The sequence below is a fragment of the Methylorubrum sp. POS3 genome, assembly GCF_043352485.1.
GTDB lineage: Bacteria > Pseudomonadota > Alphaproteobacteria > Rhizobiales > Beijerinckiaceae > Methylobacterium > Methylobacterium suomiense.
In genome coordinates this window covers 4,483,219-4,502,606 of the sequence record NZ_JAPRBT010000001.1, presented here as the reverse complement: position 1 = coordinate 4,502,606, position 19,388 = coordinate 4,483,219, and the positions used below count along the sequence as shown (strand labels likewise).

The 19,388-nt window shown below is 69.1% G+C and carries 21 protein-coding genes; 12 read left to right on the top strand and 9 right to left on the bottom strand.

Features of this window, described 5'->3' with window-relative positions:
* Positions 1-144 precede the first annotated feature (144 nt).
* Complete coding sequence (locus OWC43_RS20905) at positions 145-441, bottom strand: hypothetical protein (protein WP_393958153.1); 297 nt, start codon at positions 439-441, stop codon at positions 145-147.
* A 325-nt stretch (positions 442-766) separates the two neighbouring features.
* Here OWC43_RS20905 and hrcA point away from each other — a divergent pair, with 325 nt between their 5' ends.
* From hrcA to OWC43_RS20890, 3 genes are all read left to right on the top strand, one after another.
* Positions 767-1,858, top strand: a complete 1,092-nt coding sequence (gene hrcA / locus OWC43_RS20900; RefSeq protein ID WP_393958152.1) for a heat-inducible transcriptional repressor HrcA — start codon at positions 767-769, stop codon at positions 1,856-1,858.
* Positions 1,859-1,944: 86 nt separating this feature from the next.
* A complete protein-coding gene (locus tag OWC43_RS20895; RefSeq protein ID WP_393958151.1) occupies positions 1,945-2,553 on the top strand; it encodes a PRC-barrel domain-containing protein in 609 nt (202 codons plus the stop codon).
* Positions 2,554-2,585: 32 nt separating this feature from the next.
* Complete coding sequence (locus OWC43_RS20890) at positions 2,586-2,825, top strand: hypothetical protein (RefSeq protein WP_137829941.1); 240 nt, start codon at positions 2,586-2,588, stop codon at positions 2,823-2,825.
* A 66-nt stretch (positions 2,826-2,891) separates the two neighbouring features.
* Here the strand turns inward: OWC43_RS20890 and OWC43_RS20885 are convergent, their stop codons facing one another.
* The 3 genes from OWC43_RS20885 to OWC43_RS20875 are packed head-to-tail and all read right to left on the bottom strand — an operon-like array spanning position 2,892 to position 5,106.
* Positions 2,892-3,725 carry an extracellular solute-binding protein gene (locus OWC43_RS20885; RefSeq protein WP_393958150.1) on the bottom strand — a complete coding sequence of 278 codons (834 nt, stop codon included), beginning with the start codon at positions 3,723-3,725 and terminating at the stop codon, positions 2,892-2,894.
* Entirely contained in the window at positions 3,698-4,414 is a 717-nt protein-coding gene (locus OWC43_RS20880) for a phosphate ABC transporter ATP-binding protein (protein ID WP_393958149.1), read from the bottom strand. The genes OWC43_RS20885 and OWC43_RS20880 overlap by 28 nt, the downstream gene beginning before the upstream one ends.
* On the bottom strand, positions 4,411-5,106 hold the full coding sequence (locus OWC43_RS20875; protein WP_393958148.1) for an ABC transporter permease: 696 nt from the start codon (positions 5,104-5,106) through the stop codon (positions 4,411-4,413). The genes OWC43_RS20880 and OWC43_RS20875 overlap by 4 nt, the downstream gene beginning before the upstream one ends.
* 84 nt (positions 5,107-5,190) lie before the next feature.
* Between OWC43_RS20875 and OWC43_RS20870 the strand changes: the two genes are divergently transcribed.
* The gene (locus OWC43_RS20870) at positions 5,191-6,195 is read left to right on the top strand and encodes a substrate-binding domain-containing protein (RefSeq protein WP_393958147.1); all 1,005 of its coding nucleotides are present in this window, start codon (positions 5,191-5,193) and stop codon (positions 6,193-6,195) included.
* On the opposite strand, the gene glp is transcribed toward OWC43_RS20870, so the two are convergent.
* The 4 genes from glp to OWC43_RS20850 are packed head-to-tail and all read right to left on the bottom strand — an operon-like array spanning position 6,177 to position 11,039.
* On the bottom strand, positions 6,177-7,424 hold the full coding sequence (glp, locus tag OWC43_RS20865; protein ID WP_393958146.1) for a gephyrin-like molybdotransferase Glp: 1,248 nt from the start codon (positions 7,422-7,424) through the stop codon (positions 6,177-6,179). The two genes, OWC43_RS20870 and glp, sit on opposite strands and share 19 nt — an antisense overlap.
* Positions 7,424-7,972, bottom strand: coding sequence for a molybdopterin-guanine dinucleotide biosynthesis protein B (gene mobB / locus OWC43_RS20860; RefSeq protein WP_393958144.1), 549 nt, complete (start codon positions 7,970-7,972; stop codon positions 7,424-7,426). The genes glp and mobB overlap by 1 nt, the downstream gene beginning before the upstream one ends.
* Positions 7,972-9,951 carry a molybdopterin biosynthesis protein gene (locus OWC43_RS20855; RefSeq protein ID WP_393958143.1) on the bottom strand — a complete coding sequence of 660 codons (1,980 nt, stop codon included), beginning with the start codon at positions 9,949-9,951 and terminating at the stop codon, positions 7,972-7,974. Before OWC43_RS20855 ends, mobB begins: the two co-directional genes overlap by 1 nt.
* Positions 9,948-11,039, bottom strand: coding sequence for a molybdopterin-binding protein (locus OWC43_RS20850; RefSeq protein WP_393958610.1), 1,092 nt, complete (start codon positions 11,037-11,039; stop codon positions 9,948-9,950). Before OWC43_RS20850 ends, OWC43_RS20855 begins: the two co-directional genes overlap by 4 nt.
* A 189-nt stretch (positions 11,040-11,228) precedes the next feature.
* Here OWC43_RS20850 and OWC43_RS20845 point away from each other — a divergent pair, with 189 nt between their 5' ends.
* Positions 11,229-12,506, top strand: coding sequence for a c-type cytochrome (locus OWC43_RS20845; RefSeq protein WP_393958141.1), 1,278 nt, complete (start codon positions 11,229-11,231; stop codon positions 12,504-12,506).
* 60 nt (positions 12,507-12,566) lie between these two features.
* On the opposite strand, the gene OWC43_RS20840 is transcribed toward OWC43_RS20845, so the two are convergent.
* A complete protein-coding gene (locus tag OWC43_RS20840; protein WP_393958140.1) occupies positions 12,567-14,549 on the bottom strand; it encodes a 4Fe-4S binding protein in 1,983 nt (660 codons plus the stop codon).
* Between the two features lie 187 nt (positions 14,550-14,736).
* Between OWC43_RS20840 and OWC43_RS20835 the strand changes: the two genes are divergently transcribed.
* The 7 genes from OWC43_RS20835 (at position 14,737) to OWC43_RS20805 (ending at position 19,388) form a co-directional block, all read left to right on the top strand.
* A complete protein-coding gene (locus tag OWC43_RS20835) occupies positions 14,737-15,483 on the top strand; it encodes a biotin/lipoate--protein ligase family protein (RefSeq protein WP_393958139.1) in 747 nt (248 codons plus the stop codon).
* Positions 15,480-16,037, top strand: a complete 558-nt coding sequence (locus tag OWC43_RS20830; RefSeq protein WP_393958138.1) for a DUF6505 family protein — start codon at positions 15,480-15,482, stop codon at positions 16,035-16,037. Before OWC43_RS20835 ends, OWC43_RS20830 begins: the two co-directional genes overlap by 4 nt.
* Positions 16,038-16,041: 4 nt before the next feature.
* Positions 16,042-17,046, top strand: coding sequence for a DUF6352 family protein (locus tag OWC43_RS20825; protein WP_393958137.1), 1,005 nt, complete (start codon positions 16,042-16,044; stop codon positions 17,044-17,046).
* Between the two features lie 9 nt (positions 17,047-17,055).
* Positions 17,056-17,559 carry a DUF3305 domain-containing protein gene (locus OWC43_RS20820; protein WP_393958136.1) on the top strand — a complete coding sequence of 168 codons (504 nt, stop codon included), beginning with the start codon at positions 17,056-17,058 and terminating at the stop codon, positions 17,557-17,559.
* The gene (locus OWC43_RS20815; RefSeq protein WP_393958134.1) at positions 17,556-18,284 is read left to right on the top strand and encodes a DUF3306 domain-containing protein; all 729 of its coding nucleotides are present in this window, start codon (positions 17,556-17,558) and stop codon (positions 18,282-18,284) included. Before OWC43_RS20820 ends, OWC43_RS20815 begins: the two co-directional genes overlap by 4 nt.
* 85 nt (positions 18,285-18,369) lie before the next feature.
* Complete coding sequence (locus tag OWC43_RS20810) at positions 18,370-19,005, top strand: molecular chaperone (protein ID WP_393958133.1); 636 nt, start codon at positions 18,370-18,372, stop codon at positions 19,003-19,005.
* A gap of 137 nt (positions 19,006-19,142) precedes the next feature.
* The gene (locus tag OWC43_RS20805; protein WP_137829957.1) at positions 19,143-19,388 is read left to right on the top strand and encodes a formate dehydrogenase; all 246 of its coding nucleotides are present in this window, start codon (positions 19,143-19,145) and stop codon (positions 19,386-19,388) included.

Sequence of the window (19,388 nt, the reverse complement as noted above, 5' to 3'; positions counted from 1 at the left end):
CGGAAGTCGGCGCTCTTAGGCGCTGCCGCGCCGGGCGGCAACTCCGCCGGCCTTCCGAATCGAGCGCAAAAAGGGCCGCCGTCGGTCCGACGGCGGCCTCGTGTTTCACGCGCGACCCGCGAGTTCCGCGCCGTTCGCGCTGCCTTAGCGCCAGTGATGATGGCGGTGATGGTGGCGCATATGGTGCCGCATCATGTGGCGACGCATCATGTGACGGTGATGATGGCGCATGTGGTGACGGTGCATATGCCGGTGATGCCGCATGCGATGGCCGTAGCCGTAGGCGACCTGCGTTGCCTCACCGGCGCTGGCCGCGGCCTCGGCCGGAACGGTGACCGGCGCCGCTTCCGCCCGATGCGGCGAGGCGGCCAGGCCGAACCCCGACAGGGCGATCGCGACGGCCGCGACCTTGATCATCTTCCAGTTGGCGCCGAGCTTCACGGGCATTCTCCACAACACAGAAATTTCTTCGTTGGCACCGCGAGCCGGAGCGCACGGTCCCCCGCTAACCGTCATCGCGGGAAGAACGATCCCTCCAGGCTAGAGGAGCGTTGATGGATGGTGGATTGGATCGACCGATCACGATCGAACCGAAGTCGCGAGCCATCGTTAGCGTTCTGCCGGGTGAGGTGATCGTCGCAGATCGGTCGGCTCGAATCCGAACCCGGGCATGACCGCCTTGGAGGAAGCCCCGCGGCTTGCCCGTCGAGAAGGATTGATCGCGGGCGACCTTGCGCCCACAATCGCATGTCAGATTGAGTTGGTCGTGTCCGAGATCCCGTTCAGCACCGCGCGTCATTCTTCCCAGGCGCTCTCCGCCCTCAACGAGCGCGCCCGGGAGATCTTCCGGCAGATTGTCGAGAGCTACGTCACCACGGGCGAGCCGCTGGGATCGCGCACCCTTGCCCGCATCCTGCCGATGAGCCTGTCGCCGGCCTCGATCCGCAACGTGATGGCGGATCTGGAACATTCCGGCCTGATCTTCGCGCCCCACACCTCGGCCGGAAGGCTGCCGACGGAGATGGGTCTGCGCTTCTTCGTCGATGCCATGATGGAGATCGGCGACGTCGATCGCGAGGAGAAGGCGCGGATCGAGGCGCAGATGCAGGCCGCCGCCTCGCGCCACACCTTCGACTCGGCCCTGGCCGAGGCCTCGACCCTGCTCTCCGGCATCTCGCGCGGCGCGGGCGTGGTGCTGACCACCAAGGTCGATTCCGGCCTCAAACACGTCGAGTTCGTGCGCCTCGACGCCGACCGGGCGCTGGTGGTTCTGGTCTCGACCGACGGCACCGTCGAGAACCGCCTGCTCGACCTGCCGCCGGGATTGCCCGCGAGCGCCCTGCAAGAGGCGTCGAACTTTCTCAATGCGCGGCTGCGCGGACGCACCCTCGATGCCCTGCGGGCCGATATCGAGGCCGGCCGCAAGGCGATGAAGCGTGAGCTCGACGCCATCACCGAGCGGCTCGTCGATGCCGGCCTCGCCACCACGGTCGGCCCCTCGGAAGCACGCCAACTCATCGTCCGGGGTCAGGCCAACCTCCTCGACGATCTCCGCGCCGCCGAGGATCTCGAACGGATCCGCCTGCTCTTCAACGATCTCGAAACGCAGAAGGACGTGATCGAACTCTTGGCCCGGGCCGAGCAGGGCGACGGCGTGCGGATCTTCATCGGATCGGAGAACAAGCTCTTCTCGCTGTCCGGTTCGTCGATGATCGCTGCGCCCTTCCGCGACAGCGCTCAGAAGATCGTCGGCGTGGTCGGCGTCATCGGCCCGACCCGCCTGAACTACGCCCGCATCGTGCCGATGGTGGATTACACGGCCCGCGTGGTCTCGGGCCTGCTCGACCGACCACGGTGACGCCCCCGGTCGAAACCGGTGAACTGCCGCCGCGTGTCTGACGTTGTCGCTGGACCTTGCCGATCCATCGACTTCGGAGACGCTCCGTGCGTTCCAACGCCTTGACCTGCCTCGCCCTCACACTCGGACTCGCGCTTCCATGGGCCGCGCCCGCCTATGCCGAGCCCGCAGCGCCCTTCATGACCACGAGCCCGGCCGGAACGGTGCGCGGTTCGAAGATCGTGGGCGTGCCGGTGATCGGCATGGATCACGTCCGGGTCGGCGAAATCGAGGATGTCCTCCTCGACGGCTCGGGTCAGATCCGGGCTGTGGTGATCGGTGTCGGCGGCTTCCTCGGCTTGGGTGAGAAGTCCGTCGCCGTTCCATTCGATCAACTCTCTTGGAACACGGGCGATGTCTCGCTGACCAGCGGGCCGTCCTCGGTGGTGAAGGTGGACGAGGCGCCGAGCCAGAAGGCGGCGGACAAGGCGGGGCCGGAGACGATGCCCGGTTCGCAGACCTCCAACGAGGTTCTCGGTGCCGTCCAGAACCAGCATAGCGGCCGGGTGACCGACGCGACCGGGTCCGTCGAGCCGCAGCGTCCTTCCAAGCACCCCGCGACCGTGCTGGCGGGCGATAAGATCGTTCATGCCGAGGTTCGGCTGACGAAGGCGCAGCTTCAGGATGCGCCGGCCTTCACCTTCAAGGCAGATTGATGCGTTTGACCGAGAGCAAAACGGGAGGTCCCATGCGGGCCATCGCCACCGCCGTGCCGTTCTGGGCTTTGACGGTCCATCAAGGGCTGGCGCAGCAGATGAATCCGGCGCCGCCGATTCCGGAGTCGGGACCGTCCGGTTCGAGCTCGCCCGCGGCGACCGCCGCCGCGATCGACTTCAACTGGGTCTGGATCAGCCTGTTGATCGCTCTTGCCGCTCTTGGCCTCTGGCTTTTCGCCCGGCGGCGGCAATCGGGACCGCCGCGATCGTAGAACCGCACAGTCGAGGCCGCCTTCGTCGGCGGCCTCTTCATGCTAACACCAACGGCGCTTGACGGATTATTTGTTCGTTTTGCCGGCGCTCGGGAAGAACAGGGCCTCGCCGCCGATCTTGTAGTTCGCAATCGCCGTCTGCCCCTCGGGTGAGACCAGCCAATCGATGAATGCCTGACCCTCCTTCACCTTCACGTTGGGATGCTTTTCGGGGTTCACCAGCATCACGCCGTAGGGGTTGAACAGGCGCGGGTCGCCCTGGACCAGAATCGTCAGTTCGCCGCGGTTCTTGAACGAGAGCCACGTGCCGCGATCGGACAGAATGTAGGCGTTGAGCGCCGAGGCCGTGTTGAGGGCCGGGCCCATGCCTTGTCCGACATCGCGATACCAATCGCCTTTGACGGCCGCGAGGTCGATTCCAGCCTCTTTCCAGGCCCGCAATTCGGCGCTGTGCGTGCCGGAACGATCACCCCGTGAGATGAATGGAGACTTGGTCTCGGCGAGCTTACGGAATGCAGTCTGAAGATCGGCGCCCTTGATGCCGGCCGGGTCCGATGCGGGACCGACAACGACGAAGTCGTTGTACATCACGTCCTGGCGCGCCTTGGCGAACCCTTCCGCGACGAACTTATCCTCCGCCGGGCGGTCATGGACCAAAACCACGTCGGCGTCGCCCCGGCGGGCCGCGTCGAGGGCTTGGCCCGTGCCGAGCGCCACGACCTTCACCTCGATCCCGGTCTTGTCCCGGAACAGGGGCAGGATGTGCTTGAACAAGCCCGATTGTTCGGTGGAGGTCGTCGAGGCGACGACGATGGATTGCGGATCGGCATGAACCGGAGCGCCGACTGCGAAGCCGGCAAGGAGACCGAGGGTCAGGAAGCCGCGGCGAAGGAAGTCCAAGGCAGTTCTCCGGTCAAGTAGGCCCGGGCTTCGGGCGTTCGGGGGGAGGAGAGGATCGAGCGGGTCGGGCCCTGTTCCACGGCGCGCCCTCCATCGAGCACGACGACGCGGGCAGCGAGGCGAGCGACCTGCCCGAGATTGTGGGAGACGAGCAGCACGGTGGTGCCGGCCTCGGCCATCTCGGCCACGAGATCCTCGACGATGGCGGTCGCGGTCGGGTCGAGGTTCGCGGTCGGCTCATCGAGCAACAGCAGCGTGGGGCGCAGGGCCCAGGCACGGGCGAGAGCGAGCCGCTGCTGCTCACCGCCCGAGAAGCGCGTCGCGGCATCCTTCGCCCGATCGGCAAGGCCGACCCGCGCCAGGGCCGACGCCACGCGCTCCGCCCGCTCCCGGCGGCAAAGCCCCAGGGGAGCCAGCGCCAGGGCAATGTTGGTTGCCGCGCTCGCCCGCACCAGGGCGGTGCGCTGGAAGACGAAGGCCGAGCGGCCCGCAGCCACATGCAGGGTGCCGGAATCGGGACAGAGCAAGCGGTCGATCACCCGGAGTGTCACGCTCTTGCCGGCGCCGTTCGGCCCGATCAGAGCGGTGACGCCGCAGGCGGGCACGGCGAATGTCAGACCCTCAAGGATCGATCGTCCGTCGAGCGCGAGACGCACGTCGTCGAGTCGGATGACCGGCGGCACCGTCATCCGTAGGCCCTCGCGGCATGACTTCGAAGGAACGCGGCGACGGCATTGATGGCAACGACGAGGCCCATGAGCACGATGCCGAGGGCCAGGGCGAGGCTGAGGTCGCCCTTCTGCGTTTCCAGCGAGATTGCCGTCGTCATGGTCCGCGTGTGGCCGTCGATGTTGCCACCGACAACGAGCACGGCACCGATTTCGGAGATCGCCCGGCCGAACGCGGCCAGCGCCGTCGTCACCAGCGAGAAGCGGGCATCGAAGATCAGCACCATCGCCCGTCGCGGGGCGGAGAGGCGCAGCGAGCGCAGCTGCTCGCCGAGATGGGCCTCGGCATCCGCCACCACCTGTCGCGACAGGGCAGAGACCAAGGGCGTGGCGAGCACCGCCTGAGCCGCGATCATCGCGCCGGGGGTGAAGAGCAGGCCGAAACTTCCCAACGGGCCGGAGCGCGACAGGACGAGGTAGAGGACCAGCCCGACGATGACCGGCGGCAGGCCCATGAAGGCATTGAGCAGGGCCACCAGCGCATCGCGTCCGGGAAAGCGGGCGACGGCGACGAGGGCACCGAGGGGAACACCGAGCGCGAGGCCGATGCCGACCGCCGTGAGACTGACGCGCAGCGAGAGCCACGCGATCGCGACGACGTCGCGGTCGAGGGACCAGAGGCGGATCAGCGTCTCGTGGAAGGTCTCAGTCATCGACAAAGCCGGCGCCGAGGGATGCGCCATGCTTCGCCGGATGCTACGTCCTTGTCGGATAAATCAATAGGAAAGGGCTTGCATATGAGGGTGAGCCTCCGGATCGACGGCCGCGCCGGTGGAGGTCGGGCCGACATCCCCCTCGCGCCGACTCAAGCCCTGCTGGAAGCGCTCGACCGCAGCGGCTCCCTTCAAGGCGTCGCCAGTGAGCTCGGCATCTCCTACCGCTCGGCCTGGGGACAGCTCGCAGCCCTCGAGCACGCGCTGGGGCGCCCGGCGGCGGTGAAGACCAAGGGACATGGCAGCGCGCTGACCCCGCTCGGAAACGGTCTGCTCGCCCTGCTGAAATCGTCGCAGGTTCGGCTCGGGCCCGCTCTCGCTGCCGAAGAGATGGCCCTCGCCGATGGGCTGCGTCGCCTCTTGGAACCCGGAATGGTGCGCATCCGGCTCGCGGCAAGCCACGATCCCCTGTTGCTGGACGCTCTCGAGACGCGTCAGGACATCGATCTGATGATCGCCGGCAGCCTCGATGCGTTGGCACGGCTTCGCGAAGGTGCGGTCGATGCCGCGGGATTCCATTACGGGGCCGAGGGACCACCCCCGCCGCCTTTCGATATCCTATTCTCGGATCCCGAATGGTCCGTGGAATCGCTGTTCCGGCGGGAGCAGGGATTGCTGTTCGCGCCGGGCAACCCCCTCGGTCTCACGGACGTCGCCAGTATTGCCGATCGCAAAGCCCGATTCGTCAACCGGCAGCGTGGCGCGGGCACCCGCATCTGGTTCGAACGATTGTGCCGGGAAGCGAGCGTGCCGCTCGACTCGATCGTCGGGCATCACACGGAAGAGTTCACGCATCAGGCGGTGGCGGCCCTCATCGCCACGGGCGCGGCGGATGTCGGGATGGGGACCCGTGCCGTGGCCGAGCGCTTCACCCTCGACTTCCGCCCGCTCGGCTGGGAGACCTATCACCTCGTGGTTCGTGCGACCCTGCCGCCGGAGCGTCTGGCCCCGTTACGGGAGCAGATCCTGAAGCGCGCCCAATCGGCCCCGGGCTACGCGCCGCCGGCGGCTCACCAGAGCAGAACGTGAGGGTAGAAGGCGAGGCTGTCGCCCGGCACGACACCGGTGGCATCGTCGGGCAGTTCGACCAATCCATCGCTGCCGGTAAGCGACGTCAGCACGCCCGCCCCGTCGCGGGGGTATTTGGTTGCAACCAGGCCGTCTCCGTCCCGGACGAGATTCACGCGCACGAATTCCCGGCGGCCCTGTTTCTTCTTGTAGGCGAAGCCCGCCCGCACCGGATAGGCGAGGGGGGCCTCGTTGCGCGCGCCGCCGAGCCGCGCCAGGAGCGGGCGGACCACGAAGAGCAGCGTCACGTAGACAGCAACCGGGTTACCCGGCAGGCCGACGAAGGGCGTTCCGGCGACGAGTCCCGCCGCCACCGGTCGGCCCGGTTTAACGGCCAAGCGCCACAGAACGAGCTGGCCCAGCGTCTCGACCGCCGCCTTCACGTGGTCTTCCTCGCCGGTCGAGACGCCGCCGGAGGTGAGGATCAGATCGTGGTCCTGCGCCGCGCGGGCGAGATGATCCGGCAAGGTCGTGGCATCGTCCCGCAAGATGCCGAGATCGGACACGGTGCAGCCGAGCCGCGTCAGAAGGGACGCCAGCAGGACGCGATTCGAGTCGTGGATGGCGCCTGGGCGCAGGGCGGCTCCGGGTTCGGCGAGTTCGTTGCCGGTCGAGAACAAGGCCACGCGCAACCGCTGCCTCACCGGAATGGTCGCATGACCGGTGGCGGCAGCGAGCGCGAGATCCTGCGGGCGAAGCCGCTGACCGGCGGGGATCGCCAGCGCATGCTGAGGCAGATCCTCCCCCGCGGGCCGGGCATTGGCGCCGAGCTTCAGGCCCGGCGGCAGAGCGACACGTTCGCCCTCGCGACGGACGTCTTCCTGCATGAACACCGTGTCGGCGCCGGGCGGCATCGGCGCTCCGGTGAAAATGCGGATCGCGCCCCCCGGCCATTCCGCGTCCGCCGGGGCGCCCGCGGGCAGGCGGCCGGTCACCGGCAGCACGGTCTCTCCCCCCGCGGTCAGGTCGGCGTGGCGCACGGCATATCCGTCGACCGCGGAATTGGCGAAGGGCGGCAGCGCGTGCTTCGCAAACACATCCTCGGCGGCGATGCGCCCGTCCGCCTGTGCCAGCGGCACGGTTTCGCTGCCGGCGATCACCGGGAAGCGCTCGGCGATCTGCGCCACCGCCTCCTCGAGCGGAAGGAGCTTTCCGCCGAACGCGAAGCAATCGTCGGTGAGCTGCGCCATCACGGAATCTCCAGGCGAGCGAGCACCGATTCCAGGGGCTCGGCGCGGGCGAGCACGAGATCGGCAATGGACTCCACGTCGTCGAGATCGATGACGGGCACACCGGCTTCCGGGAAGGGTACGTCGCTGGCGATTCCGACGATGCGCGGATCGTCGGGATGGATCGGCGATCGTCCGTTGCCGTGACGAAAGATTTCAAGCTTCGGATGACTCTCGCGCTTGAAGCCCTCGACCAGGGCGATGCCCTCCGGCGTCAGGCGTCGCAGGAGATCGGGCAGGCGCGCCTCCTCACCCTCGCCGACCTCGCGGATCTGCACCCAGCGTCGGGACGAGGAGACGATGACTTCGCTCGCACCCGCTTGCCGGTGAGTGTGCGAATCCTTGCCCGGGTGATCGACGTCGAAATGGTGATGGGCGTGTTTCAGGGTCGCGACGCGAACCCTGCGGGCGACCAAAACTGGAATCAGTTTGGCCAGCAACGTGGTCTTGCCAGCGCCGCTCCAGCCGGCAAGTCCGATCACCCGCAAGCCGCGCGATCCTGGCGCCATCATGGGGCGTCCCCCGCAGGTGTGAAGCCGAGCGCTTCCAGAACAGCGGCCGCTTCCGATGTCCTGAGCAGGGCGAGGAAGGCCGCGAGGGCTGGCCGGTCCTCGGCTCCGGCGGCGTAGGCAAAATCGTAGTGTTCCTCCGTCAACGGCAAAAAGTTCAGGCCGTAGGCCTCAGCCACGCTGGCGATGGCGACGCCCCAATCGGCCCGTCCCTGCGCGACGGCCGCCGCAACGGCATTGTGCGAGCGCGGCTGGTTCCAGAAGCCCGTAGGCCGCGCACCTCCGACCAGACCGTCGATGAGAAGGCGCGTGCCGGAACCGGCATTGCGGTTGACCATCACGGCATCGGGGTCCGCGAGGGCGGCAGCGACGCCATCTGCGGCCTTACGGCCCTCGAAGCGGCCATCGCCGGCCCGGAACACCACGCCCTGCAGGCGCCGCCAACCGGGAGCGAGCCGCATCCCGGCATCGAGCAACGGCGCGTTGTAGAGGCCCGTCTCGGGATCGAGCAGATGCATGGCTGCCAGATCGCACTCCCCGCGCCGCAGGGCCGCGAGGCCGCCGGCCGACCCGACCCAGACGGTGCGGGCCCGGTAGCCACGGTTGGCCAGTAGCCCCACGAGCCGGTCGAGTCCGACACAATGGCTCCCGACGATGGTGAGGTCCGGCGCCCGTACGCCCGCGCCCAGGCGCACCAGTGACACCGCCTCGCCCGCCTCAAGCCCGGACCGGGGGGCCGGGATCGCGAAGAAGCCGTCGGCCTGCGAGAAGGCCGTGACCGAGCCCGATCCTTTCGGCAGCGGCAGGGCCACCGGGCCGTCAAGGCCACGGCCGAGCGAGGCCATCACGAATTCGGTGCGGCCGAGTTCGGACGGGACGCGCTGCGGCACGCGGGCCGCCACCGCCGTCTCCTCACGCGGCGGCAGCCCCGCGAGCGCACGGATCAGCGGCACGACGAATTCATGGAAGGTGAACATCGCCGAGGTCGGAAAACCCGGCAGAACCACGACCGGCGTCCCGGCCGCCACCGCGAGGCAGAGCGGCTTGCCGGGTTTGAGCGCCACGCCGTGAACCAGGATACCGGGAGCGCCCAGGCGGTCGAGGATGCGGTGGGACACGTCGCCCGCCCCCTTCGAGGTGCCTCCGGATAGGACGACGAGGTCGTGCCCGGAGATGGCCTCGCGCAGGGCCCGTTCGAGCGCCGCCTCGTCGTCGCGCACGATGCCGAACGGAGCCGGCTCGCCCCCGTTCTCGGTCACGGACGCCGCGACGATGGCTCCATTCGAATCGTAGATCGACCCAGGCGGGAGCGTCGCGCCCGGGGCGACCAATTCGTCGCCGGTCGAGAGGATCGCGATGCTGGGCCGGCGCACCACCGGCACGGCGGCGAGACCGCAGGCCGCGAGCATCCCGATCTCGCGGGCCGTGATCGGCAGCCCCTTCCGCAGCACCGTTTCACCCAGTGCCATATCGGCACCCGCATATCCGACGAACTGACCGGGCCGGACCGGCGCCGATAGGTCGATGGCGAGCGCCGCCTCGTCGAGCTCGGTGTGCTCCACCATGACGACGGCGTCGGCCCCGCGCGGGATCACGCCGCCGGTGGCGATCGGGGTCGCGGTTCCGGGTGCAACCGAGAGAGACGGGGAGACGCCGCAGGCGAGGATCTCGCGGTTCAAAGCGAGGCGTCGGGGCCGACCCGCGCCCGCGCCCTCGGCGTCGGCAGCGCGCACCGCGAACCCATCGACCAGGGCGCGGTCGAAGGGTGGGACGTCGATCGGCGAGGCCACGTCCTGCGCCAGCACTCGACCGAGCGCGTCGGCGAGCGGCACCGTTTCGGCTGACAACGCGGCGTGGGGCACCGCGGCCCGGAAGGCGGCATGCGCCTCGTCCTGGGTCGCGACGCTCAGGAATTGCTCCTGGCGGGCCGCCGCCGTGAGGCGACGGACGAAATCCTCGGTTTCGCGGGGCTCGCTCACAGGTCCAGAACCTCGACCTCGGTTCCCTCGGGATAGCCCTCACGCTCCGGCGGCACCAGCATGGCGGCATCCGCCCGGATCAGTCCGCGCAACGGCAGATCGGCGCTCCCGAGCGGCTCGACCTCGCCCGGGCCATGGCGCCCGAACACGACCTCGCTCAAGCCGATACCGGAGGCAATCTTTCTGCGCAGCCGCGCCCGCCTCGGAGCGGGAGGAACGCCACCGGACAGGGCCGTCATCAGGGGGCGCCCGAGCGTCAGAAACACCGCCATCGCCGCCTCGGGTGAACCCGGCACCAGGATCACGGGCCGCCCGCCCGCTACGCCGATTCCTGAGGTCTCGCCGGGTCGCAGAGCGATTCCGTGCGCCAGGATCCGGCCAGCGCGGGAAAGGCCGGCAGCGCTGCGATCGGTACGGCCGAATCCGGTGCCGCCCAGAACGAGGATGGCATGGGCGTCCGTGTCGAGGATTGCCGCGGCGATGGCGTCCTCCGAATCCGCCACGGCGACGGTCCTGGCCGTACCGCCCTCCCGGGCGATCGCGGCGGTCAGGAAGGCGGACAAGGCCTCCGGTCCGGGCGCTCCGGTGACGATCAGCGTCACGCGCGGACGCCGAACCCGGATCTCCGACAGGGCGCAAAGCGCGAGGGCGAGGACATGACGCGACGCGATCCGCTCGCCTGACGCGACCACGACATCTCCCGACGACACATCGTCGGCGCGCTCCCGCACGCCCTCATGGACGAAGACGTCCGACACGGCATCGCGCCCTTCCAGCCCCTCGGGCGGAAGCACGGCATCGGTACCGTCCGGAAGGTCGTCTCCGGCCTCGACCCAGAACGGTGTCGCCAGCAGCCGCACCGGGGCGTAGGGCGATGCCCCGCCGAGCTCGGTTGCCGCCACGGCGTAGCCATCGCGCGACGCCCGCCTCCGCTCCGGAACATCGCGGGGCGCAAGCACCGGCTCCGCGCAGACATGCCCGGGAGCATCGGACAGAGGAATCGCCTCGCTCGGGACGGGGCCTGCGAGCGCGAGCAGAAGCGCGCGGGCCTCGACGAGCGGCATCAAGGCCGCGGAGGCAGCCCGCATCATCGTGGCGCCCGAACGCGCGACCGAATGGATCGACGGGGGGATCGTCTCATGCACCGAGCGATGCGCCATCCCTCCCGGATGATCAAGCATGTGGGGAGCGGCTGGGACATCGCGGCCCACCCGCCTCGCGCTGACAGTCGACGGGTGTCTGGTTATGGTCCCGCGCCCTCGCTCGACCGTGCCCCGATGCCCAAACTGCTATCGCTCCTCGCCTTCACCCTTGCGGTTGCCCTCGTCGGGCCGGCCAACGCCCAGATGCGGGGCCATGGTGGACCGGTGCGGGCGCTCGCCGTGACCGGCGATGGGCGGCTCGCCATTTCCGGTGGGTTCGATCAGGCAGCCATCGTCTGGGGGCTCGACACGGGCACGGCCCTCTCCGTACTTCGCTTTCACGAGGGGGCCGTGAACGCCGTCACGGTGCTGCCGGACGGACGCTTCGCCACCGCCTCGGAGGACGGTCGCATCGCCCTGTGGCGGCTCGGCCTTGCGGAGCCCGAGCGCGTGCTGGAGGGCCATGCCGGGCCCGTCGCGGCCCTCGCGGTCGCCCCGGACGGAACGAGCCTCGCCTCCGCTGCCTGGGACGGCAGCGCCCGCCTCTGGCCTTTGGCGGGCGGCGCCGCGCGAAGCCTCGAGGGGCACCGGGGCAACGTCAATGCGGTGGCCTACCTCACCGATGGGCGCGTCGTCACGGCCGGTGCCGACGCGACCGTGCGGATCTGGTCGGCCGAGGGCGAGCCGCTGTCCAACGTGACGCTGCCAAGTGCCGTCAGCGCCCTCGCCGTCGCGTCCGATGGGGAGATCGCTGCCGCCGGGGCCGATGCGACGGTGCGCTTTCTCGATCAGGCAGGCGGCGTCCGCGCCCCGGTGGAACTCGGACCGGCGCCGGTGATCGCCCTCGCTCTGTCGCCGGACGGGACGCGAGTCGCCGCCGCCGGAGCGGGCGGGACGGTGGCGGTGATCGATCGAGCGAAGGCGCAAGTTCTCTACACCTTGATCGGGCCCGGCTTGCCGGTCTGGTCGGTGGCATGGTGCCCCGACGGCTCGGAACTGATCACCGGCGGCGGCGACCGCCTCGTGCGCCGCTGGGACGCGGCGACCGGTGCGCCGATCGGTCCCCTCGCCATGCCACGCCCCGTCGACGCGCTGGCGGCTTTCCACGGCGAGCGCGGGGCCGAGGTGTTCCGCGCCTGCGTGGCCTGCCATTCCCTCAAAGCCGACGAAGGCCCCCGCGCGGGCCCGACGCTCGCCGGGATCTTCGGCCGTCGCATCGCCAGCCTGCCGGATTACCGGTACTCCGACGCGTTGAAGCGCATGGACATCGTCTGGACGCCGGAAACCGTGGCCCGCCTGTTCGAGGTCGGCCCCGCGCGCTACACGCCCGGCACACGGATGCCCGAGCAGACGATCAACAGCGCTGCGGATCGCGAAGCGCTGATGCAATTCCTCGAGAAGGCGACCAGGTAACGGGAGGGCCTTTGGCCCGTCACCGTCCCATCCGAAGGGACGGCGCGTTTCCGCGCCGTCTCAGGAGGCCGTGCCGCTCGTCTCACGCTCACGGAAATAGTCTTCCGTGGTGCGCGGTTTCGCCCGCTCCGGAGCGTGGGGATCGAAACCCTGGTTCAGGGCAGCCTCGACGCGGCAATCGTCGCACATCATAAGAGAGCGGATCCGGGCCTCGCCGGCCTCGCCCGTGAACATCCAATGGCGGTCACGCAGCTTGTCGATCACCCGCTCGATGCTGGCGCGGGTGCCGAATGGCTTGGCGCAGGCGATGCAGGCGAAGGGCTCTTCCTCCTTCACGATCCGGCGCGGGGCGGCCCAGGCGACGAAGTCGATCTGAGGCTTCAGGTCGATGACGTTCTCGGGGCAGGTCGCGGCGCACAGACCGCACTGGACGCACAGGCTCTCCTCGAAGGCGAGAAGCGGACGGTCCGTGCTGTCGGTGAGGGCATGCGTCGGGCAGGCGCCGACGCAGGAAAGACAGAGCGTGCAATCGTCCACGCGGAAGTTCAATCCGCCGAACGGCGCTCCGGCGGCCAGCGGCACGGCATCGACCGGCACGGGCGCGGCGGCATGCATCTCGCGGAAGGCGAGGCGCAGCATCTCCCGCTTCCCGCCATCCGGAACGAACCCCGCGGCGGTGACGGCCGTGCGCCCCGGAGTGAGATTCCGCAACGCCGCGCCGAGGGCATCGGGGTCGTCGGTCTCGATCGCCGCGACCAGACCGGAGCCGTAGCCGAGGGCTTCCGCCAGCGTCTCGGAGAGGGCGATGGTGCGGTAGAGGGCATCGAGGTCGTGCTTCGGCCGGGCACGGGCGAGCAGCCGCACGCCCGCGGCGCCGTAGGCGAAGAGCGCGGCGAACACTTCCGGGCCGAGTTGGGTCACCTCATTGACCCGCACCGGCAGGACATTGGCCGGAAGCCCATCGCCGTAGCGGCCGAGCGCGTCGATCAGCGGCTCGCCGTGCTCGCCGTCATGGAACAGGACGACGGCCTCCGTCCCCCCTGCCGCGCGATAGGCGCGCATCAGGCTGCGCAGCCGCCGCATCAGCGCGTCGCTCGGGGGCAGGGCATAACCGGCCGCACCCGTCGGGCAGACGGCGGCACAGCTGCCGCAACCGGCGCAGATATAGGGGTCGATCGCGACGCTATCGCCCGCGGAAGCGATGGCGCCGGTGGGGCACACGTCGAGGCAGCGGGTGCAGCCGGTGATGCGCGAGCGCGAATGGGCGCAGAGTTCGGCGCGGAACTCGACGAAGCGGGTCTTGTCGTACTCGCCGACGAGGTGGGACGCCGCCGTGACGGCGCGCTCGACCGCCGCCGGATCGCGCGGATCGGCCCGAAGGTAGCCGCTGCGCAATTCGTGCGCGGGAAACAGCGGCGTGCCGCCGGTGAAATCGATCACGAGATCGCAAGTCGAGGTCGCGCCGTCGCGGGGCACGCCGAAATCGAGCTGCGTGCGGGAGGACGGGGCCGGGAGCGCGTAATCGTCGATGCGCAGTTCGAACGCGCCCAAATGGCCCTTCGCGTTCCGCACCGTGCCCTTGAGGATCGGGAACTCGTTGCGATGGAGCGGCGCCACGGCGCCGGGGCGCGAAAGCAGCACCGTGACGTCGAGATGCTCGGCGAGGCGCTTGCCCGCCTCGACCGCAACCTCGTCGCGGCCGTAGATGAGGGCGACGCCGCGGCTCTCCATCGGGACCGTGCCGGCCGTCGGCAGCGGCTCGGCGGCCGCGGCGAGGAGAGCCGCCATCTTGGGACCGGAGCGTGCGGCCTCCGACGACCAGCCGGCCGTCTCGCGGATCTTGGCATAGGCGACGCGGCCCTCCGCGCCCATCTCCTCGGCCACCTCGTCGAACAGCGGCGCCTGAAGCGTGCAGGAGACGGTGATCGGCGACGATCCCGTGAGGGCTTGCCGAAACCGATCGAGCTCGCGGCCGCAGAGCTGATCGGCCGTGGTCAGACGTCCGCCGCAGCCCTTCTCCAGGCTGGCGGTATCGAGCGGCATCGTCCTCTCGCAGGAACAGGCGAACACGAGACGATCGGACACGGGGGAACCTGACTGCTTCAATGGGTGGCCCCTTCGCGGAGGGACATTCATTTCATATACTCATACCGATTCCAAACTACGAGCCATGGCTCGGCTCACGGCCCAGGGTGCGGACGCGACGCCGCAGCCCCGAAGACGGTTGCTGATGATTTCCATCTCCGAGGACCGCCCGGCGGACCTCATCCTTCCACCGGCCTTCACCGCCCGCATGGCAGAGCCGGCTGCGGACGTGCATGCGCAGGCCTGCCGTAGTGCCGAGGAGGGCGCGGAGCCGGGCACGTTGCTGCTCGGCGAGCGCGACGGCACCGTGACACTTGCCGTGGTGCTCGCCCCGGACGAGCCGCTGGCGCCCGCGCGCCGCGCATTGTTTGCCGGAATGTGGGCGATGGCCGAGGCCATCGGCGGCTTCGGCCCGCCGGAAATTCCCGTCGTCATCGCTTGGCCCGACACCATCCACTTCAACCAGGGGCGCCTCGGCGGGGGCCGGCTCGGTTGGCCCGATGGGTGCCGTGAGGACAATGTTCCGGATTGGCTCGTGTTCTCGGTGAGCCTCATCGTCTCGAAGCGCCATGCGGGCGATCCGGGGCTGACGCCCGATTCCACCTCGCTGGAGGAGGAGGGCTTCCCACCCGATCTCGCCGGTCCCCTCGCCGAGAGCTTCGCTCGGCTTCTCACCAAGGCGTTCGAGATCTGGAGCGAGGACGGTTTCTCGGTTCTGGCGCAGCGGTATCTCGATCACCTCGTCCTGCCGCCGGGCGCTCGCGCAGAGATCGACGACATGGGCGATCTGCAGCTGCACCGGCCGGATGCACAGGTCGAATCGTGGCCGCTCCAGCCCGTTCTGAACGTGCCCGCTTGGCGGGACCCCGACACCGGGACGGTGCGGCTGTGAGCGGCTTGAGATTGCCGCGTACCCTGCGGCTCGACCCCTCCGACACCTTCGTCTTCGCGGACGCCGCCGAACCCGGCGAGTGGGCGGTGACCGGCTCGTTCCTGTTTCTCGACGCCGACCCCGACACGCTGACCGGCAAGGCTCGGGCGGCGTTCCGCTCCGGTTTCGTCGGCGTGCGCTCCCTCGGATTCTCCACCCTGGTCGTGGTCAGCGAGGCGAGCGCGGCCGAACGGGCGGCGGCGGTGGAAGACCTCGCGCGCCACATCCTGGAGCGGTTCGGAGCGCCGGACCTCGCGGCGGCGCGCGGCGCCGCCGAGGAGGAGATCGCCGTGTCGGCCTCCCTCTGCCATCTGCCGGTCGGCAGCGTCGTCGCGATGCACCGCACCGCGGAAGGCGGGGAAATCCGCGAGAACTTCCGCACGCTTCACCAACGGGCGCCGGGTGCCGACCCGCTGCATGCCCGGGCCTTCCATTTCATAGAGACCGATGAGGACGCCGCCGAGGAAGAGGCCGACCTCGTCGGGCTCCTCCGCGACGCCGCTCCGGGACGCTGACACGATGACCGAGTTCTGGGTTTCGAGTGGCCACCACCTGACGCAACGCCACGAAGGCGGCGGGTTGGCCGTCACGGATGAACTGATCCTCGCCTATCTCGCCCGGCCCGAATTGATGCCGCCGGACGAGGCCTGCGCCGCCGAACGGGCGCTGCACGCATCGTTGATGGCCGAGCCCCGCCGCCCGGTCTCGGCCGAGGATCTGCGCGCCATCGCCGACGCGGATGCGCGCGAGAATTGGGAGGTGATGCTCGCCTTTCGGGATCGGTTGCTCGCCGCCCGCTCGGTGGAGGCGGCCTATCTCGCCCTGGTGCGCGGCGGCCTGCAGAACGTGCCGGGTCTGTTCCTGAACCAGCTCTGCCACCTGATCCTGCGCAACGCGCTCGACGGCTGCGACGACCCGCATGTCCTGCGGGCGGCCGAGCTGTTCTTCCGCCCGCAACGGGTCAGCCTGCACGAGGGTGCGGTGCTGCTCGCCGATGCCGAGGTGATCGAGGCGCGTGAGGGATCCTCCCCGCTCTCGCCCCTCGTCTCCATGCTCGGCAAGGAAGCGGCCAACGAACTCGACGTGCTGAACGACGACAACGCCTGGACCTACTGGAGCCGGTCCGACGCCTTCACGATGGCCTTGAACCTGAACGGCGCCAAAGCGCGCGTCGGGCTGGCCCGCGCCATCGAAGCCTATGTCGGCCATCTGCTCAACACCGCGATCCGTGTCGAACCGCGCGACGGATTGGAGGATCCGGATTGGCGCTGGTTCGTGGGGCTCGACGCCGAAGCCACCCGGATCGGCAATGCCCTGTGGAACGGCGAGGCACTCGATGCGGCCGCCCGCGAGCGACTCCTGGCCGTCTTCGCCCTGACCTTCGCCGATCCGGCCCGCGTCGATCCGCGGGTCGGGGAGAGGCCGGTCTATCTTCTGCTCGCCATGAACGCCCAGAAGACCGTCACGTTGAAGCCGCACAACCTCGTCGTCGGCCTTCCCCTGGCCCTCGACCGCGCCGCCTGAGGATTTCACATGACGCCGCAGGATCGCTTCGAGGTCGGCATCATCGTCGCCCGTCGACGCCTCAAGGGACCGTGGGCGAGCCATGCCTGGCTCCCGGTCGCGGCGCTTCCCGCCGCCCCCGACGCGCCCGCCTGGACCCAACTGGGTGAGACCGAAGACGAGGCGACCTTCTACGCCGGCGCGTACGAAGTTTCGCTGCACGTGGCCGAAACCGCGCATTACCGCGACAACCTCGTATCCGGACGACCGTCCCTCTGGGTCTCCCTGCGCAACACGGGCGAGGAGACGTACGAGATCGCGACCGTGACGGCCGACCCCTACGAGGGCGAAGCGATGGCTGAGGGGATCGGCGAAATCGTCGAGGCCGTGCCGATGCCGCCGGAGATTCAGGCCAAGCTGCTGGCCTTCTTCGAAGCCTTCCACATCGAGCGCATCTTCGAGAAGCGCAAGCGCGACCGGGCCGACCCGGAAGCCCTGGCCCGCAGTGCCCGCATCGAGGGGAGGGGAGAATGAGCGACGGGTTCCTCTCCCGTTGGGCCCGGCGCAAGGAGGCCGTGCGGGTCGCCGAGCAGTCTGCGACCAGGGAAGCATCGCTCACGCCCACGGCGCCAAGCGTGGGGGATTTGGACGGAGCGACTGAACTCCAGGCGATTTCACCGCTCCCATCGTCCCCGCATGGCGCGAGCCGGGCGCCGGACGATCGCCAAACGATCCCCGAGCTAGGCGCCGATGCCGAGCCGGATCTTCTCGCAGACCTCCCATCCCTCGACGCGCTGACGCCCGAGACCGACCTCACGCCATTCCTGAGATCCGGCGTGCCCACGGCCCTGCGCAACGCGGCCTTACGTCGGATGTGGTCGCTCGATCCCGGCATCCGCGATTTCGTGAGCGAGGCGCGGGAATACGCCTATGACTGGAATACGCCGGGCGGCGTGCCGGGTCTCGGGCCGCTTCTACCGAGCGACGACGTGAAGGCGATGCTCGGTCGGCTGTTCCGCGATCCCGCCGAAGCGAAAGCCCTTCCGGTCGAACACCCGCAGGAATCGATCGATGAATCGAATCCCGCTCCGGCCGATGCGACGCCCCCCGTCGAGGCGGCCCTGGAGGGCGAGCCGGTTCCCGACGAGGCGATGCGGCCAGCCACGGCCGCGATCCCCTCGGCGCCACAATCCGAAGTGGCACAAGTTCCGTCGATGGAACCGCGCATGCGGCGACATGGAGGCGCGATACCGGTCTAATTCTGACAAAATCTGATTGCGGCCAACTCAAACGCTTTTTATTATCGGTCCAAACAAGCGGTCCGGGCATGGGCCCGGAGGGACGATGGGTTCGGTGGCGTCGGTGTTGGCACATTCTGCCGAAGGGGTGTCGGGGTCGGTCGCAGTCGTCGACGATATCGACCTGCTTCGTGCGCAGCACTACGATCTGCTGGCGACCCTTCTCGGACGTGCGCCCGACGTGGCGCTTCTCGATGTCTTGAGAACGTTGGAGGGCGGCGAGGGCGCTCTCGGCCGTCACCTGTCCGATCTGAGCCGGGCCGCCGCCACGACCTCGGCAAACGCGGTCGAGCGCGAGTTCTTCGCGCTCTTCGTCGGCGTCGGCCGCGGCGAGCTTCTGCCTTACGCATCCTACTATCTCACCGGCTTCCTCAACGAGCGTCCCCTCGCGCGGGTGCGGGAGGATTTGTCCCATCTCGGCATTGAGCGGGGCGAGGCGATGAGTGAGCCGGAAGATCACCTCGCCATCCTCTTCGAGGTCATGGCGGGTCTCGCGGCCGGTCGGTTCGAGGCGGAGCCCGGAATGCAGGCCCGCTTCTTCGCGCGCCACATCGAGCCCTGGGCGACGCGCTTCTTCGCCGACCTCGAACAAGCGAAGGCGGGCCGGTTCTATCGGACCGTCGGAGAGCTTGGACGGACCTTCATCGAGATCGAGACCGAAGCCTTCTCGATGGAAGGCTGAGGCGGCGAACGCCAGAACCATCGTCGTCGCGGAGAGCGACGGCGGGGAACAAATTCGAGCCTCCGTTTTCGGGGGCGGAACAGAAATCTACGCGGAAGGATCATCTGGAATGAGCCTCCGCCAGGGGAGACAGGACGATGGGACAGGACGGGAAGACGCTCGGTCGTCGGCAGTTCTTCCGGGCACTCGGCGGCAGCACGGTGGTCGCCGCGGCGGCCGTCGCGTCGCCGATGGGGGCGACCGAGGCTCAGGCCTACGACCCCGGCAACGAAGAGACCAAGAGCCGCTACCGCGAGAGCGACCACGTCAAGGCGTTCTATCGCACCAACGGATACGAGACCTTGAAGAAGAACATGGACCCGGCGTCCACGGGCACGAAGTGA